This is a genomic window from Acidovorax sp., from assembly GCF_027492855.1.
GTDB lineage: Bacteria > Pseudomonadota > Gammaproteobacteria > Burkholderiales > Burkholderiaceae_C > Acidovorax.
On sequence record NZ_JAPUDY010000072.1, the window covers coordinates 1 to 15,840 of the forward strand.

The window sequence follows — 15,840 nt, forward strand, 5'->3', positions numbered from 1 at the left end:
GTGCTGCACATCGACTTCCAGCGCGTGGACGACAAGACCAAGCTGCACCTGAAGGTGCCACTGCACTTCAGCGGCGCTGAAGAGTCCAACGCCGTCAAGGTGGACAAGTGCATGGTCAACCCCATCGTGAACGAACTGGACGTGACCTGCATGCCTTCGGATCTGCCCGAATTCATCGCAGTGGACCTGTCCAAGCTGGAAAAGGGTGCATCCCTGCACCTGAAGGACGTCAAGCTGCCCAAGGGCGTGACTGCCAAGATCCGTGGCGGCCAGAACAACAACCCCGTCCTGGTGTCCGTGGTGCCGCCCGTCGTGGTCGTCGAGACCCCTGCCGACGCAGCTCCTGCCGCCGACGCCAAGGGCAAGGGCAAGGGCAAGAAGTAATCCCTGATTACTGTACTGCTGCTGTACCCAGCCTGGTCAGCCCGCCCTGCGGTGCTGACCACCCGACGGCCCACCTTGTGTGGGCCGTTTTGCTTTTACCGCAGGAACAGCAGACCATGGGCATGAAGCGCTCCGTCACCTTGCTCCCCTCTTCCTCCCACGGATAATCCGCAGATGATCAAGCTGTTTGTAGGCCTTGGAAACCCAGGGCCGGACTACGAGGCCACCCGGCACAACGCCGGCTTCTGGTGGATTGATGCCCTGGCGCGCGAACTCAAGGTGACCCTGGTGCCCGAGCGCAGCTACCACGGGCTGGTTGCCCGCGCCACCGTGCATGGCCAAAGCGTGTGGCTGCTGCAGCCGCAAACCTTCATGAACCTCTCGGGCAAGTCGGTCGCCGCACTGGCGCGGTTCTTCAAAATCCTGCCCGAAGAGATTCTGGTGGTGCACGATGAGCTCGACATCATCCCCGGCCAGGTCAAGCTCAAGCGCGGCGGCAGCCATGCCGGGCACAACGGCCTGCGCGACATCCATGGCCAACTGGGTTCACCCGACTACTGGCGCCTGCGCATCGGCATCGGTCATCCGGGTGTGAAAAGCGAAGTCGCCAACTGGGTGCTCAAAAAACCCTCGCCCGACCAGCGCACCCTGATCGAGGACTGCATCGCCCATTCGCTCAAGGCCTACCCGGCCCTGCTGGCGGGCGAGATGGACAAGGCCACCTTGCTCATCCACACCACCAAGCCGCCGCGCCCCAAGCCGCCCCGCCCGGTAGAGGATTGACGCGCGCAGGCCGTGTGGCTCTCTATTTTGCTATTATTTTTATAGCTGTTAGCGCTTGATACATAAGCGCTAGCGGCAAAAAACACTCAAATACTTGAGTTCACACCGACGTTGCCGCCTGCAGCCGTTGGAACTTCTGCCACAGGGTTTCGCGGTTTTCCACATGCTGCGGATTCACCGGGATACATGCCACAGGGCAGACCTGCACACACTGGGGCTCATCGAAATGCCCTACGCACTCGGTGCACTTGTGGGGGTCGATCTCGTAGATCTCCTGCCCGAGATAGATCGCCTGGTTGGGGCATTCGGGCTCGCACACATCGCAGTTGATGCACTCGTCGGTAATCATCAACGCCATGTAGCCTCCCTGGGCGCGGGGCCTGAAACAAGTGCAAGGGGGTACGCGGCGCAGTTCATGCTCCGTATTATCCAACCCCCGTGGCCTGTGCCCGGCATGCCACACTGCATCGCACCACCGCCGACGCGGATGTTTTCCCGCTATGCTGTGTATGCACATCAATTTAGATGCGCCTGCTAGCCACTCTTACCCCACGCCAGCTACCCATGGGCCTGTTTTTTCTCAAGCGGTTTGTCACCCTTTTGGCCACGCTGATCGGCGCGTCCATCGTCGTGTTTCTGGTGCTGGAGATTTTGCCGGGCAATGCCGCCCAGATCCTGATGGGGCCCGATGCCGCACCCGACGCCGTGGCCGCGCTGGCCACCAAGCTGGGGCTGGACCAACCCGCCAGCCTGCGCTACTGGCAGTGGGTCAGCGGACTGGTGGTGGGCAACATGGGCGACAGCTATGCCTACAGCTCGCCCGTGCTCGACCTGGTGCTGGAGCGCCTGGCCCTCACCGTGCCCCTGGCCCTCATGGCCATGGTGATCACCACGGTGCTGGCGCTGGCGGCGGGCGTGTATGCCGCATCGCGCCACAACAAATTGGGCGATGTGGGCGTGATGGGTCTGGCGCAGATCGGCATTGCGATTCCCAATTTCTGGTTCGCCATCCTGCTGATCCTGCTGTTTTCGGTGAAGCTGCAGTGGTTCTCTGCGGGCGGCTTCCCCGGCTGGACGGAAGACGCCGGGGGCAGTCCGCTCGAAGCCATCAAGGCCCTGCTGCTGCCCGCGATCGCGCTGGCCGTGGTGCAGGCCGCTATCCTGGCGCGCATCACGCGCTCGGCCGTGCTGGAGGTGCTGCGTGAAGACTTTGTGCGCACGGCGCGTGCCAAAGGCCTGTCGCAGCGCGCAGCGCTTTGGGGCCATGTGCTGCGCAACGCGATGATCCCGGTGATCACCGTGATGGGGCTGCAGTTTGCGTCGCTGCTGGCGGGCACCATCGTGGTCGAAAACGTCTTCTACCTGCCGGGCCTGGGGCGTCTGATCTTCCAGTCGATTTCCAACCGCGACCTGATCGTGGTGCGCAACTGCGTGATGTTGCTCGCTGCAATGGTCATCGTAGTGAACTTCGTGGTGGACGTGCTGTACGCAGTGATCGACCCGCGCGTGAAGGCCTCCGACATTTGATCCCCCATGAGCACCGCAATCTCCCCACCCTCCTCTTCTGCCCTCTCCGCCCCCGGCTGGTGGCACCGTGCTCTGCGCCACCGCAGCTTTGTCATCGGTGCCGTACTCTCGCTGCTGCTGGTACTGGCCGCACTGCTCTCGTTCGTCTGGACGCCCGGGTCGCCCTACGAGATGGACCTGGCCAACAAGCTGGCGCGCCCATCTGGCACGCACTGGCTGGGCACCGACGCTTTCGGTAGGGACGTGGCCTCGCTGGTCATGGTGGGCGCGCGCAACTCCATCCTGGTCGGTGTCATCGCCGTAGGCATTGGCCTGTCTATCGGCACGGCGCTGGGGCTGCTGGCGGCTGCCAAGCGCGGCTGGGTGGAGGAAATGATCATGCGGTTGGCGGATTTCACCTTCGCCTTTCCTGCGCTGCTACTGGCCATCATGATGACCGCAGTGTTTGGCGCGGGCATCGTCAACTCCATCATCGCCATCGGCATCTTCTACATACCCACGTTTGCGCGGGTGACCCGGGCCTCGGCCAACGCCGTGTGGTCGCGTGAATACATCATGGCCGCACGGGCCTGCGGCAAAGAAACCTGGCGTATCACGCTGGAGCATGTGCTGCCCAACATCCTGTCGGTGCTGATTGTGCAGACCACCATCCAGTTCGCTCTGGCCATCCTGGCCGAGGCCGCCCTGTCCTACCTGGGCCTGGGCACGCAGCCGCCCCAGCCCTCCTGGGGCCGCATGCTCAGCGAGGCGCAGACGCTGATGTTCCAGGCCCCGCTGCTGGCTGTGTGGCCGGGCGTGGCGATTGCGCTGGCCGTGCTCGGACTGAACCTGCTGGGCGATGGTCTGCGCGACCTGCTCGACCCCCGCCTTTCTCGCAAGCGTTGACAGACCCCGCCTCGAAGACCACCAGAACCCCACGATGTCTCTGTTAGAAGTCTCCAACCTCCGCATCCGCCTGCAGACCCACCGGGGCCCGGCCGATGCCGTGCGCGGCGTCAGCTTTTCGCTGGCGCGCGGCGAAACCCTGGGCCTGATCGGCGAGTCGGGCTGCGGCAAGTCCATCACCGCCATGTCGCTCATGGGCCTGCTGCCCGACAGCGCACAGGTCACGGGCAGCATCCGCTTCGACGGCGAACAGCTGGTGGGCCGCACCGATGCGCAGATGTGCAAGATGCGCGGCAACCGCATCGGCATGGTGTTTCAGGAGCCGATGACCGCGCTGAACCCGGTGCACACCATTGGCCGCCAGGTGGCCGAGCCCCTGCGCCTGCACCGGGGCATGGGCGCCGCCGCAGCGCGTGCGGAGGCCCTGGCCCTGCTCGACCGCGTGGGCATCCCCAACGCCGCGCAGCGTTTTGACGCCTACCCGCACCAATTCTCCGGTGGCCAGCGCCAGCGCATCACCATCGCCATGGCCCTGGCCTGCGGGCCCGACCTGCTGATCGCCGACGAGCCCACCACGGCCCTTGACGTGACCATCCAGCAGCAGATCCTGGACCTCATCAGCGACCTGGTGGCCGAGCGCAACATGGCGCTGATCCTCATCTCGCACGACCTCGGGGTGATCTCGCAAAACGTGGACCGCATGATGGTGATGTATGGCGGCAGCGTGGTCGAGAGCGGCTCCACCGCCTCGGTGTTCTCGGCCATGGCGCACCCCTACACACGCGGCCTGTTCGCGGCCAGGCCTCACCTGGGTGCCGTGCACGCGCCCGGCCAGCGGCCACGCCTGTCCACCATCCCTGGCACGGTGCCTGAGCTTGTAGACCTGCCTGCAGGCTGCCCGTTTGCCGGGCGCTGCAGCTACACCGTCGATACCTGCTATCACGAGCAACCCGAAGCCACGCTGGTTGCCACCGATGCCGATGGCGACCACGTGGTGCGCTGCCTGCGCCGCGAGGCCATCGCCGAAGCCCACGGCGCGACGCACGCGACGGAGGTGGCCGCATGAGCACCCACGCCGCACTGCTGCAAGTCAAAGACCTGGTGCGCGAATACACGCTGCCGCGCGAGCACCTGTTCCGCCCCCCCGGCAAGGTGCAGGCGCTCAACGGTGTGAGCTTCTCGATTGCCGCCGGGCGCAGCCTGGGCGTGGTGGGCGAATCGGGTTCGGGCAAGTCCACGCTCGCACGCCTGGTGATGGCTTTGGATACACCCACCTCGGGCACGGTCGAACTGCAGGGCCGCAACCTGCACCAGTTGCCGCCAACCGATCTGCGCGCGGCGCGGCGCGATTTTCAGATGGTTTTCCAGGACCCGTATGGCTCGCTCGATCCGCGCCAGACGGTAGAGCGCATCGTGACCGAGCCGCTGCAGGCCCAAGGCCAGACCACCCGCGCCGAGCAGCGCAAGCAGGCGGACCAGGTGCTGTCGCAGGTGGGCCTGCGCACCAACGACCTGGGTAAATATCCGCACGAATTCTCCGGCGGCCAGCGCCAGCGCATTGCGATTGCGCGCGCCCTCATCACCCGCCCGCGCCTCATTGTGGCCGACGAGCCCGTGAGCGCGCTCGACGTGTCCGTGCAGGCCCAGGTGCTCAACCTGATGCAGGATTTGCAGCAGGAGTTCGGCATCACCTACATGCTGATCAGCCACGACCTGGCGGTGGTCAACCACCTGTGCGATGAGGTGGTGGTGCTGTACCAGGGCCGCATCGTCGAGCGCGGATCGCCCGCCGAACTGTTCCACCATGCGCAGCACCCCTACACCCAGGCACTGGTCGCCGCCGTGCCCCAGGTGCAACCGGGCCGCGCGCGGGCGCGCAGGGCGGCGACCGCTGCAGCGGCGGCTGAAAAAAACGCATCACTCAATGCGCACTTGATGGTGTAAAAAGCGCAGGTGTGCCCCGGTAACAAATTGCACCGGGGTTTTCTCTGGTTTTTTGTCTGGTTTTTTGTCTGGAGAGTCCGAACATGCTGAACCGCCGTACCGTCCTTGCCACTGGCGCCATTGCCGCCGTGCCCTTGTCCACCCCGCTCAGCGCCCTGGCCCAAGGCCGCAAAGATGCGGTGACGCTGGCCATGACGCTGGAGCCCCCAGGCCTGGACCCAACAGCGGGTGCCGCCTCGGCCATTGCCGAAATCGTGCTGTACAACATTTTCGAGACGCTCACCAAGATCAACGCCGACGGCAGCGTATCGCCCCTGCTGGCCGAAAGCTGGGAGGTTTCGCCCGACCTCAAGACCTACACCTTCAAGCTGCGCCGGGGCGTGAAGTTCCAGAACGGCGAGCCCTTCAACGCCGCCGCCGTCAAGTTCTCGTACGACCGCGCAGGCGGCGAAAAGAGCACCAACAAAGACAAACGCACTTTTGCGGGCATCACCACGCAGGTGGTGGACGACTACACCGTGGTGCTGCTCAATAAAGACATCGACCCCGACCTGCTCTTCGTGCTCGGCCAGGCCACCTCCATCATCGTCGAGCCCAAGAGCGCCGACACCAACGCCAACAAGCCCACCGGCACCGGCCCCTACCAGCTCAGCGCCTGGAACAAGGGCTCGTCCGTCGTGCTGGCGGCCTGGAGCGGTTTCCGTGACGCCAAGGCGATCAAGATCAAACGCGCCACGTTCCGCTTCATCTCCGACCCGGCCGCCCAGGTGGCCGCACTGCTTGCGGGTGACGTGGACGCCTTCCCCCGCGTCACACCCCGCAGCGTGGCGCAGTTCAAGGCCAACCCCAAGTTCCAGGTGGTGGTGAGCGGCTCGCGCGCCAAGACCATTTTGGCCATCAACAACGGCAAGAAGCCGCTCGACGACGTGCGTGTGCGCCGCGCCATCGCTGCCGCCGTGGACCGCAAGGCCGTGATCGAAGGCGCGGGCGACGGCTACGGGGCCCCCATCGGCAGCCACTATGTGCCCGGCGCGTTTGGCTACGTGGACACCACGGGCGTGAACCCTTACGACCCCGAAAAAGCCAAGAAACTGCTGGCCGAAGCCGGTATCAAGACACCGCTGGAGCTGACCATGACGCTGCCGCCCACGCCCTACGCGCGCCAGGGCGGCGAGGTGATCGCAGCCCAGCTCGCCAAGGTCGGCATCATCGCCAAGATCCAGAACGTGGAATGGGCGCAGTGGCTCAGCGGCACCTACGGCAGCAAGAACTATGACCTCACCGTCATCTCGCACGTGGAGCCGTTCGACCTGGGCAACTTCACCAAGCCCGAGTACTACTGGGGTTACAAATCGGCCAAGTTCAACGAACTGTTTGACCAGATCAAGAACGCCGCCCGCCCCGCCGACCGCTCACGCCTGCTGGGCGACGCCCAGCGCTTGCTGGCCGACGACGCGGTGCACGCCTTCCTGTACTCCAACCAATGGATCACGGTGGCCAACAAGAACCTCAAGGGCCTGTGGAAAGACATGCCCGTGTTCGTGAACGACCTCTCGGCGCTGTCCTGGGGTTGATGAGACACCCCCCTGAGGCCCTGCGGGCCTTCCCCCCGCTCTCACATCGCTGCGCGATGTGGGCAGGGGAACGCAGCCCTCGCTGCGGGGCGGCCCTTGCTCGGCTGCCCGCGCCTGGGTCGCGCCAGTTTCCAAGGCTGCGGGTAGCGCGCCGCGCAATGAATAGCTGAAACGCGCGGGAGCAGATAGCTCCTGAAACAATAGCTGCTAGCGCTTTACCAATGGGCGGTAGCAGCCTTTTTTACTTGTAAAACTCTCGACATGACCGCCTTGCACGACCTGCCTGCCCACGAACTCCTGGCCGCCTACCGCCAGCGCACGCTGTCTCCCGTGGAGGTCACGCAGGCCGTGCTGGCGCACATCGCGCGCTGGGAGCCCCACATCAAGGCCACTTACCTGCTGCGCCCGGAGGCTGCGCTCACGCAGGCCCGCGCATCCGAAGCGCGCTGGCTGCGTGGCGAGCCCCAGGGCCTGCTGGACGGCGTGCCCAGCACCATCAAGGAGAACATCGCCACCGCAGGCGACCCCACGCCGCTGGGCACCGCCGCCGTCGAACTGGTGCCCGCCGCTGCCGATGCGCCGCCCGCTGCCCGCATGCGCGAGGCCGGTGCCGTCATCGTGGCCAAGACCACCATGCCCGACTACGGCATGTTGTCCTCGGGCCTGTCCACCTTCCACCCGCTCTCGCGCAACCCCTGGGACGTGAGCAAAGGCCCCGGCGGCTCCAGCGCGGGCGGTGGCGCAGCAGCAGCAGCAGGCTATGGGCCGCTGCATATCGGCACCGACATCGGCGGATCGCTGCGCCTGCCCGCCAGCTGGTGTGGCATCTTCAGCCTGAAGCCCAGCCTGGGCCGCATCCCCATCGACCCGCCCTACACCGGCCGCGCCGCAGGCCCCATGACACGCACCGTGGCCGACGCCGCGCTGATGATGCAGGTGCTCAGCCAGCCCGACGCGCGCGACAGCATGAGCCTGCCTGCACAGGACATCGCCTGGAGCCAGTTCAACCAAGGGGCCGAGCACCTGCGTGGCCTCAAGATCGGCCTGCTGCTCGACGCAGGCTGCGGCCTGCCTGTGGAGCCCGAGGTGAAGGCCGCCATCGAGCGCGCCGCACGCCTGATGGAGGGCGCAGGCGCCACCATCGTGCCCATGTCGCCCTTTATGACGCAGGCCATGCTCGACGGCATGGACCATTTCTGGCGCATGCGCTCTTACACCGACCTGCAGGCCCTGCCCGCCGCACGGCGTGACAAGGTGCTGCCCTACATCCGCACCTGGGCCGACAGCGCCGCCGGCATGAGCGGCACCGAGGTCTTCAACGCCAGCCACCAGTTCCACCTGACCCGCGTGGCCGCCGTCAAGGCCTGCAGCGCGTTCGACTACGTGATCTCGCCCGTGGCCCCCATGCCCGCCTTCCAGGCCGAGCTGCCCTCGCCCACCAACGACCCGCTGCGCCCGCTGGAACACATCGGCTTCACCGTGCCGTTCAACATGTCCGAGCAGCCCGCCGCCTCGGTCAACTGCGGCTACACCACGGGTGGTTTGCCCATTGGCCTGCAGATAGCCGGTGCACGCTTTGACGATCTGGGCGTGCTGCAGGTGGCGCATGCGTTCGAGCAGATCCGCGAGCCCCAAAGGGCCTGGCCAGAGCCGCCTGCGAAATAGCCCTTGGCAGTTGGCGCGCAGTTGGTAACCTTAGAACCTCCTGTTCAATGTCTTTTTGGCGTCCATGGCGCTGGTCAATGCACCGGCCCACCACACAACCCTTCTCACCCAACCACCGCATGGACATCCTCATTCTGGCGATCCTGATCGCCACCGGCACCTACTTGCTCAACGCCAAGGAGCAGCGCAAACGCATTGCGCTGCTGGGCAAGCACCTGGCCAACTACCAGATCGAAAAGCTGATGGAGGCCCTGACCGACGGCTACCTGCGCGCCCTGGGTGAAAGCACCGACGAGCGCCGCAGCCAGATCTGGAGCCTGCTGAGCACCACCGAATCGCAGCTCACCGAACAATTCAGCCGGTTTGCCGCCGACTTTGCCAAGGTGGACGAAGCCCACACGCGCGTCAGCCGCTTGTCGCTGCCGATTCCGTTCGCTGAAAAGCTGCTGCCCGGCTTTACCTTCGACGTGCGCCGTGCGCTCGCCATCCATGCACGCGGCATTGCCCACGTGGTGCAGAACACCAGCCACCTCTCCCCCAAAGACCGCGCCTTCATGATGACGGCCGAGCTGTTCCTCATGCAGCACACCTGCCACTGGTTCTGCAAATCCAAGGCCGTGGCCACCGCCCGCATGCTGGCGCGCCACCAGACGCCACACGAACAACTGATCGCCTCGGTCTCGGCCGAAACGCGCAACGCCTACCTGGCACTGATCCAGGGCAGCTGAGCCCCGCCCCCACAAAGCCCCATGCCATCCTCCACGCACACCCGCACAACCGATAGCCTGGGCAACCCCGCCACACTGCACAACGCTGGCAGCCTCGCCGCGCTGAACGACTTTGTCGAAGGCTTCATATCCTGCGAAGCGCGCGCGGTGAATGTGCTGAACGCGGCACAAGACCCTAGCCCCATCGTGCAGGCCTGCTGCGCGGCACTGCACATGTTTGCCGAGTCGGCCGATGCGCCGAGCAACGCCCGGCCCTTCATCGAGCAGGCCCTGGCCCATGCGCCAGAGGCCAGCGAGCGCGAGCAGCGCTTCGTGGCCGCCGTTGCCGCCTGGGTCGGTGGCGACCTGCCACGCGCCATTGCGCTGCACGAAGAACAGGCCCGCCAACACCCGCGCGACCTCGCATCGCTCAAGCTCGGCCAGTACCACCTGTTCAACCGGGGCGACTCACCCAGCATGCTGCGCCTGGCATTGCAGGCCGTACCAGCCGCTGCAGACGTGCCCTACCTGCACGGCATGCTCGCCTTTGGCTGGGAGCAGTGCCATTTGCTCGACCACGCCGAGGCATCGGCGCGGCATGCGATGGACCTGTGCCACAAAGAGCCCTGGGCACACCACGCCCTTGCCCACGTGATGTTGACCCAGGGCCGCATCAACGAAGGCGCCCAATTTATGGCCAGCGTGAGCGGCACCTGGAAGGGCCTGAACTCCTTCATGGTCACGCACAACTGGTGGCACCAGGCGCTGTTTTTGCTGGAGCAAGACCGGCACGCCGAAGTGCTGGCGCTGTACGACCAACAGGTGTGGGGCGTGGTCAAGGAATACACACAAGACCAAATCAACGCCGTCTCGCTGCTCGCGCGGCTGGAGCTGGCGGGTGTGGATGTGGGTACCCGCTGGGCCGACGTGGCCGACCACCTCGCCCTGCGCCTGGCCGACCATGTGCTGCCTTTTTTGGACCTGCAATACCTGTACGGCCTGGCCCGCGCGGGCCGCACTGGCGCAGCGCTCACCCTGCTGCACAACATCGAAACCCATGCCGCCACCCGCACCGAAACCCGCGAGCGCACCGTGTGGCAACGGGTGTGCGTGCCCGCCGCCCACGGCCTGCTGGCCCATGCCCAGGGCGACTGGGCCACATCAGCCCAGCAACTGGGCCTGGCACTGCCACGCCTGATCGAGATTGGCGGCAGCCACGCGCAGCGCGACCTGTTCCATCAGGTCTGGCTGGACGCGCTGCAGCGCAACGGGCAATGGGCGACCGTGCAAAACCTGCTGCAGCCGATGGCCAATGCGCAACGGGAATCGGCGCGGCTGGCGCGGCAGGCGGGCGTGGTGAATGCGGCGCTGGGGTTGCCGGTGGGGTGATCGCTGCTGTACAAGATCACCCACCTATTCCAAAAAGAGACACGAACCCATGAGCGACACCCACAACCACGCCCCCATAGAAGGCGGCTGCTTCTGCGGCGCCCTCCGTTACCGGCTGGCCGAAAAACCCACCGCAAGCATGGTCTGCCACTGCAACACATGCCGCAGGCTGTTTGCTGCGCCCGTAGTGGCCTGGCTGACAGTAACCTCAGAACACTTTGCCTTCACCCAGGGCAGCCCTTCGGAGTTTTCCACCTCGCCGCCGGTGAAACGCTGGTTCTGCCAGACCTGCGGAACACATGTGGCCTACACCCGCGAGGATTGGCCCGGACAAGTAGAGGTTGCCACCTGCAGCCTGGACGATGCTGCCGCCTTCGCGCCCACGCACCACTCCTGGCTGGACCACGACCTTGACTGGGTCACCTTCGGAGACGGCCTCCCCACGTTTCAAGGCTCGCGCCATGGAGCCGCTGGCGCAGTGCCAGCACCACGGCCCGCCGCAGCCCACTACCCCAAGGACATCTACACCGAGCCCGAACCAGACCCGCATACGCTGGCCAACCTGGGGCCGCTCACCGGCATGGCAGGCATCTGGAGCGGCGCGCGTGGCCTGGACGTGAACCCCAAGGCCGACGGGCCCGAGAAGCAGGCGTACATCGAGCACATGGAGCTGCAACCGATCGACGCGCAGACGAATGGGCCGCAGCTCTTCTACGGGCTGCGCTACCACACGCGCATCGTCAAGCCCAATGACGTGGAGACCTTCCATGACCAGGTAGGCTATTGGCTGTGGGAGCCCGCAACAGGCACCGTGATCCTGACCCTGTCGATACCGCGCGGGCAGGCGGCAATGGCGGTAGGCAAGGCAGCGCCGGACGCCAGGTCATTCATCCTGCAGGCGGTGCGCGGCGCCACAACCAATGGCATCGTGTCCAACCCGTTTTTGGAACACGCGTTCCGGACGGACAACTACAGCATCAAGGTGACGATCAACAACGACGGAACCTGGTCCTACGAGCAGGAGACCACCCTGGTCATCCCAGGCCAGGCCGAGCCGTTTCGCCACACGGACCGCAACACGCTGCGCAAACTCGGCGAGCCCACGCCCAACCCCACGGCGCAGGCGGCAGCGGGGAGCACGGGGGGCTGAAAGCCTGAGCTCCCCGTGACAGCCAGGCGCAGGCACCGACCGCCACATTGCTAACCCGCTACCCTACAGCCCGCTGTTTGAACAGGAAACAGGCTCATTTAGCAATGCAAGTCACCAGGGGACTGCAACCGAGCCCAACGCAGAAGAAGGCATGCGCAGGCACATTGTCATGAAGCGCAGCAAACGCCAAGCATTGAACAAAGACAACGCTGTGACTGCCTTGATCGAGCAGAACGACAATACCAAGACGAGCAACAATATGCTCACTGGGCGCAGAGTCAGAAAATCCTCTGCAACGGATTACTACATAAGAGTGGGGGGTGATAGATGATTATTGGGATCGATTTGGGAACGACAAACAGCTTGGTGTCTATATGGCGAGATGGCGAGGCTGTTCTCATTCCGAATGCGATGGGAGATACGCTGACGCCTTCATGTGTCAGCATCGACGATGACGGCAGAGTACTGATCGGGCGGGCAGCACAGGAGCGCCTCCAAACCCATCCAGAACACACCGCAGCAAACTTCAAGCGATATATGGGTAGCGACAAGTCGCTGGCCCTCGGCGATCGGGAATTCCGGCCGGAGGAGTTGTCTTCGCTCGTGCTACGAGCACTCAAGGCCGACGCTGAGGTCTTTCTCGGGCAGCCCGTCGAAGAGGCGGTCATCACAGTACCCGCGTACTTTTCGGACGCCCAGCGCAAGGCTACGCGCGCGGCGGGTCGTTTAGCAGGCTTGCGTGTTGAGCGGCTCCTCAACGAACCCACAGCAGCAGCGCTCGCATACGGGTTACATCAGCGAGATGCTGAGACTCGGTTTCTAGTCTTTGATTTAGGCGGTGGCACTTTCGACGTCTCCATCCTCGAAATGTTCGAAGGGGTTATGGAAGTACGGGCATCCGCCGGAGACAATTTTCTGGGAGGCGAGGACTTCCTCCAGGCGCTGGTCGATTTGTTCATAGAGAACAAGAAGTTGCCCTCTTCGCTTCGCAAAGACAGACGTTTTATGCAGAGACTGGTTGGAGCCGCAGAACGGGCCAAGCGGGAACTCAGCGACTTGCCGCGAACCACACTTCACCTGAAACACGAGGGTCAGGAGATCACACTACCTCTGGACGAAGCCATGCTTGAGCACGCGTGTTCCGGGCTACTCAAGCGACTAAGGATACCGGTTGAAAGAGCGCTGCGAGACGCCAACCTCCGAAGCGCCATGCTCGACAACATCGTGCTTGCAGGTGGCGCCACTCGCATGCCCATGGTTAGGCGCTTGGTGACCACAATGTTCGGTCGCTTTCCTGCGATTGACTTCAATCCGGACGAAGTCGTTGCCTTAGGTGCTGCAGTTCAGGCGGGCCTCAAGGCCAAGGACGTTGCTCTCAGGGAAGTTGTCATGACAGACGTTTCCCCCTATTCATTGGGCGTTTCCGTAAGCAAGCACATGCCCGATGGCAGTTCCACATCCGGGCACTTTGACCCAATCATTGAGCGCAATACGACCGTACCTGTCAGCCGGGTGAAGAATTACATTCCCGTTGCAGCCAGCCAAGTCTTTATCGACCTTCGCATCTTCCAAGGCGAATCACGTATGGTCCGGGACAACATTTATCTTGGCGACTTGCGTGTGGAGCTGCCAGGATTGAGTCCCGAAGAATCCACTGTGGATGTGCGATTCACATATGACGTCAACGGCCTGCTACAGGTTGAAGCCAAAGTTTTGAAGACGCACAAGACATTTAGCGTGGTGATTGAAGGAAACCCCGGTCTTCTCACTGAAGAGGAGATAGTTGAACGACTCGCCGCAATGAGCACGTTGAAGATCCATCCACGGGACAATTTGGAGAACCGCACGACTCTGGCGCGCGCTGAGCGTATCTATGCCCAACTGCGCGGCAACGCCCGGGAGTGGTTGAGTGAACAGATTCTGCAGTTTGAATCCAGTCTGGCGACTCAAGACGATCGCGTCGTAGCAAAGGCACGTGTGCGATTGAACGAGCAACTCACCCAGCTAGAGCGCAGAGCGGTCGTGTTTGATGATGACGAGCACTAAAAGCCGCCTATGCAGGACACAATTCATCCATTTTTGAGCCGATTGGGCCTCGGCCCAGACGTCGATGACCGCGCGATACGCCGGGCCTACGCGCGCTTGCTCAAACAGACCGACCAAGAAGCGGATCCCGATGGTTTCCAGTCATTGAGGCAGGCCTACGAGACTGCTATGTCCTGGTACGCCCAAAACCGTCAACAGGCGGATAGGACAGGGATCGCCTCGAATGCTGATGAAGATGAAAGCCAGCACGCCACCACGCCCCCAGAGAAAGATCAAACATCGGCTGCAGAAAGGGCTGAATCTTTGCCCGATTCAGCGGGTCCCACGACGCAGAACGATAGCCGGTCATCAGCTATAGAGAGTTCGGAACAAGTGGCACGCACGCTTCTGGCTGAAATGCGTGAAAAGCTTGAGTCAGGCTGGCCTACCGATCGAGATGCCGCGCGCGTTTGGCTGAATCGCACTCTGGACAGCGATCGCTTGGTCGACATGGACGCACGCTTCCTCTTTGAATGGGGGGTCGCAGGTGCATTGGCTGAAGGGTGGCGGCCCGGTAAGGAGTTTTTGTTCAGTCCAGCAATAGATTGTTTTGGATGGCGGGAGGATCGAGGTCGCTTAGTAGCATTTGGTCGGTCTGGCGAGATCGTGGCTGCGGCCCTTGCCGAGCTTGAATTCTTTGACAGCCTGCCTAAAAACGTCCGCGCTGATCAACAGAGTCTCATCCGAAGACTGCGCGAGGATAAGCGCCCTACAACATCGGCACTCCTAATACAAGTGCCCATGGCGGAGCGCATTTCACAACTCTATCCGCACTGGCTGCACATCATCACCAATACGCAGAATTTGGGACAATGGCGCGAATGGGCAGCACAGATCCCGAAATGGAGACAACGACTCGCTCGCAAGCCTCGTAGTCAACCCGCGCACACTCAGTTCGAGATAAACCGCTGGGGTTGGGGGTTACTGCTCGTGCTGGCTATAACCTCACTCGGAAAGATTGCAGAACAGTTCAGCTCACCACGCTCTACGCCACCTGTAGCGAGCTACGGTTCATTCCTTGGCATAAAGCCGCCCGGATCATCCAGTGTCTCACTTGAGGCGCAAAGCTCTGAAATTGACAGAATGCTCAAGGGATTGCCGCCAAACAACACAGCCGATGCGACTCCCACATCGCCCAGACCAAGCCCTTGGAGCGAGGGCATGCTGCCCCTTGAGCGCCCCGCAATTGGCGCGTCCTACCTGATCTCTCCAAAGGTAACTTATCCACCTCTTGCCCGCCGTAGCGGGCAAGAAGGCAGTGTCGTCCTCACCGCCGTCGTCGACCCTAACGGCAAGGTTCGTCATGCCAGGGTTGAGAGAAGTTCAGGCCATGCGATTCTGGACGAAGCTGCGATTGCTGCTGCCTTGGATGCGACATTTGTTCCAGCAAAGAATAGTGAGGGTAAGGCTATTGCCAGCACCTACAAAATTCCGTTCAACTTCAAACTCTCGGATGACCCCCCTCCAAAGCAAAGCGGAAACCGAAGCTATGGAGACACGGTACGCGATGCAGTACTACCGCACATCGTTTTCAGCGAGCCCGTATCTAGCAACCCAGTGGCAGAGGTAACCCTCAAACTAGGGGCAGATGGGAGCATCCAAAGCCATCAACTCACCAAGCCCAGTGGGAACAAGGCATGGGACGCGGCTGTACTACGCGCGCTTCAGCGTGTGCAGAGGCTGCCTGGGGATCAGAACGGCAAAGTACCTCAGGAAATGATCATTGCCTTTAGGCCTAAGGCATAAA

Annotated in this window: 13 protein-coding genes and 2 pseudogenes; 14 read left to right on the top strand and 1 reads right to left on the bottom strand. The window is 63.1% G+C overall.

Going from position 1 to position 15,840, the window contains the following annotated elements; all coding sequences use genetic code 11:
* Positions 1-384 (top strand): annotated as a pseudogene (locus Q0105_RS13535) (50S ribosomal protein L25); the annotation flags it as partial.
* Between the two features lie 174 nt (positions 385-558).
* On the top strand, positions 559-1,167 hold the full coding sequence (gene pth, locus Q0105_RS13540) for an aminoacyl-tRNA hydrolase (RefSeq protein ID WP_298212648.1): 609 nt from the start codon (positions 559-561) through the stop codon (positions 1,165-1,167).
* Positions 1,168-1,267: 100 nt separating this feature from the next.
* Here pth and Q0105_RS13545 read toward each other — a convergent pair whose 3' ends face one another.
* Positions 1,268-1,525, bottom strand: coding sequence for a YfhL family 4Fe-4S dicluster ferredoxin (locus Q0105_RS13545; protein WP_298212650.1), 258 nt, complete (start codon positions 1,523-1,525; stop codon positions 1,268-1,270).
* A gap of 206 nt (positions 1,526-1,731) precedes the next feature.
* Between Q0105_RS13545 and Q0105_RS13550 the strand changes: the two genes are divergently transcribed.
* The 12 genes and pseudogenes from Q0105_RS13550 to Q0105_RS13605 all read left to right on the top strand — a co-directional run bounded on the left by Q0105_RS13550 (position 1,732) and on the right by Q0105_RS13605 (position 15,839).
* Positions 1,732-2,694, top strand: a complete 963-nt coding sequence (locus Q0105_RS13550) for an ABC transporter permease (protein WP_298212652.1) — start codon at positions 1,732-1,734, stop codon at positions 2,692-2,694.
* Positions 2,695-2,700: 6 nt separating this feature from the next.
* Positions 2,701-3,579: an ABC transporter permease gene (locus tag Q0105_RS13555; protein WP_298212654.1), complete on the top strand. Its 879-nt coding sequence runs from the start codon at positions 2,701-2,703 to the stop codon at positions 3,577-3,579.
* 34 nt (positions 3,580-3,613) lie between these two features.
* Complete coding sequence (locus Q0105_RS13560) at positions 3,614-4,645, top strand: ABC transporter ATP-binding protein (protein WP_298212656.1); 1,032 nt, start codon at positions 3,614-3,616, stop codon at positions 4,643-4,645.
* Complete coding sequence (locus Q0105_RS13565) at positions 4,642-5,523, top strand: ATP-binding cassette domain-containing protein (protein ID WP_298212658.1); 882 nt, start codon at positions 4,642-4,644, stop codon at positions 5,521-5,523. Before Q0105_RS13560 ends, Q0105_RS13565 begins: the two co-directional genes overlap by 4 nt.
* 83 nt (positions 5,524-5,606) lie before the next feature.
* Positions 5,607-7,097: an ABC transporter substrate-binding protein gene (locus tag Q0105_RS13570; RefSeq protein WP_298212660.1), complete on the top strand. Its 1,491-nt coding sequence runs from the start codon at positions 5,607-5,609 to the stop codon at positions 7,095-7,097.
* 261 nt (positions 7,098-7,358) lie between these two features.
* Positions 7,359-8,762, top strand: a complete 1,404-nt coding sequence (locus Q0105_RS13575) for an amidase (RefSeq protein WP_298212662.1) — start codon at positions 7,359-7,361, stop codon at positions 8,760-8,762.
* 119 nt (positions 8,763-8,881) lie between these two features.
* Positions 8,882-9,490: a hypothetical protein gene (locus Q0105_RS13580; RefSeq protein ID WP_298212664.1), complete on the top strand. Its 609-nt coding sequence runs from the start codon at positions 8,882-8,884 to the stop codon at positions 9,488-9,490.
* A 21-nt stretch (positions 9,491-9,511) separates the two neighbouring features.
* On the top strand, positions 9,512-10,858 hold the full coding sequence (locus Q0105_RS13585; protein WP_298212666.1) for a tetratricopeptide repeat protein: 1,347 nt from the start codon (positions 9,512-9,514) through the stop codon (positions 10,856-10,858).
* Between the two features lie 139 nt (positions 10,859-10,997).
* A pseudogene (locus Q0105_RS13590) lies at positions 10,998-11,246 on the top strand (GFA family protein); the annotation flags it as partial.
* A gap of 90 nt (positions 11,247-11,336) precedes the next feature.
* Entirely contained in the window at positions 11,337-12,008 is a 672-nt protein-coding gene (locus Q0105_RS13595; protein WP_298212829.1) for a heme-binding beta-barrel domain-containing protein, read from the top strand.
* Between the two features lie 327 nt (positions 12,009-12,335).
* The gene (locus Q0105_RS13600; RefSeq protein ID WP_298212668.1) at positions 12,336-14,054 is read left to right on the top strand and encodes a molecular chaperone HscC; all 1,719 of its coding nucleotides are present in this window, start codon (positions 12,336-12,338) and stop codon (positions 14,052-14,054) included.
* Positions 14,055-14,063: 9 nt separating this feature from the next.
* Positions 14,064-15,839, top strand: coding sequence for a TonB family protein (locus tag Q0105_RS13605; RefSeq protein WP_298212670.1), 1,776 nt, complete (start codon positions 14,064-14,066; stop codon positions 15,837-15,839).
* Position 15,840 lies beyond the last annotated feature (1 nt).

Excerpts from the sequence above, each read along its gene's own strand:
- Q0105_RS13580 (WP_298212664.1), top strand. The coding sequence starts at position 8,882 with ATGGACATCCTCATTCTGGCGATCCTGATCGCCACCGGCACCTACTTG.
- pth (WP_298212648.1), top strand. The coding sequence starts at position 559 with ATGATCAAGCTGTTTGTAGGCCTTGGAAACCCAGGGCCGGACTACGAG.
- Q0105_RS13550 (WP_298212652.1), top strand. The coding sequence starts at position 1,732 with ATGGGCCTGTTTTTTCTCAAGCGGTTTGTCACCCTTTTGGCCACGCTG.
- Q0105_RS13555 (WP_298212654.1), top strand. The coding sequence starts at position 2,701 with ATGAGCACCGCAATCTCCCCACCCTCCTCTTCTGCCCTCTCCGCCCCC.
- Q0105_RS13560 (WP_298212656.1), top strand. The coding sequence starts at position 3,614 with ATGTCTCTGTTAGAAGTCTCCAACCTCCGCATCCGCCTGCAGACCCAC.
- Q0105_RS13575 (WP_298212662.1), top strand. The coding sequence starts at position 7,359 with ATGACCGCCTTGCACGACCTGCCTGCCCACGAACTCCTGGCCGCCTAC.
- Q0105_RS13545 (WP_298212650.1), bottom strand. The coding sequence starts at position 1,525 with ATGGCGTTGATGATTACCGACGAGTGCATCAACTGCGATGTGTGCGAG.
- Q0105_RS13565 (WP_298212658.1), top strand. The coding sequence starts at position 4,642 with ATGAGCACCCACGCCGCACTGCTGCAAGTCAAAGACCTGGTGCGCGAA.
- Q0105_RS13570 (WP_298212660.1), top strand. The coding sequence starts at position 5,607 with ATGCTGAACCGCCGTACCGTCCTTGCCACTGGCGCCATTGCCGCCGTG.
- Q0105_RS13600 (WP_298212668.1), top strand. The coding sequence starts at position 12,336 with ATGATTATTGGGATCGATTTGGGAACGACAAACAGCTTGGTGTCTATA.
- Q0105_RS13605 (WP_298212670.1), top strand. The coding sequence starts at position 14,064 with ATGCAGGACACAATTCATCCATTTTTGAGCCGATTGGGCCTCGGCCCA.
- Q0105_RS13585 (WP_298212666.1), top strand. The coding sequence starts at position 9,512 with ATGCCATCCTCCACGCACACCCGCACAACCGATAGCCTGGGCAACCCC.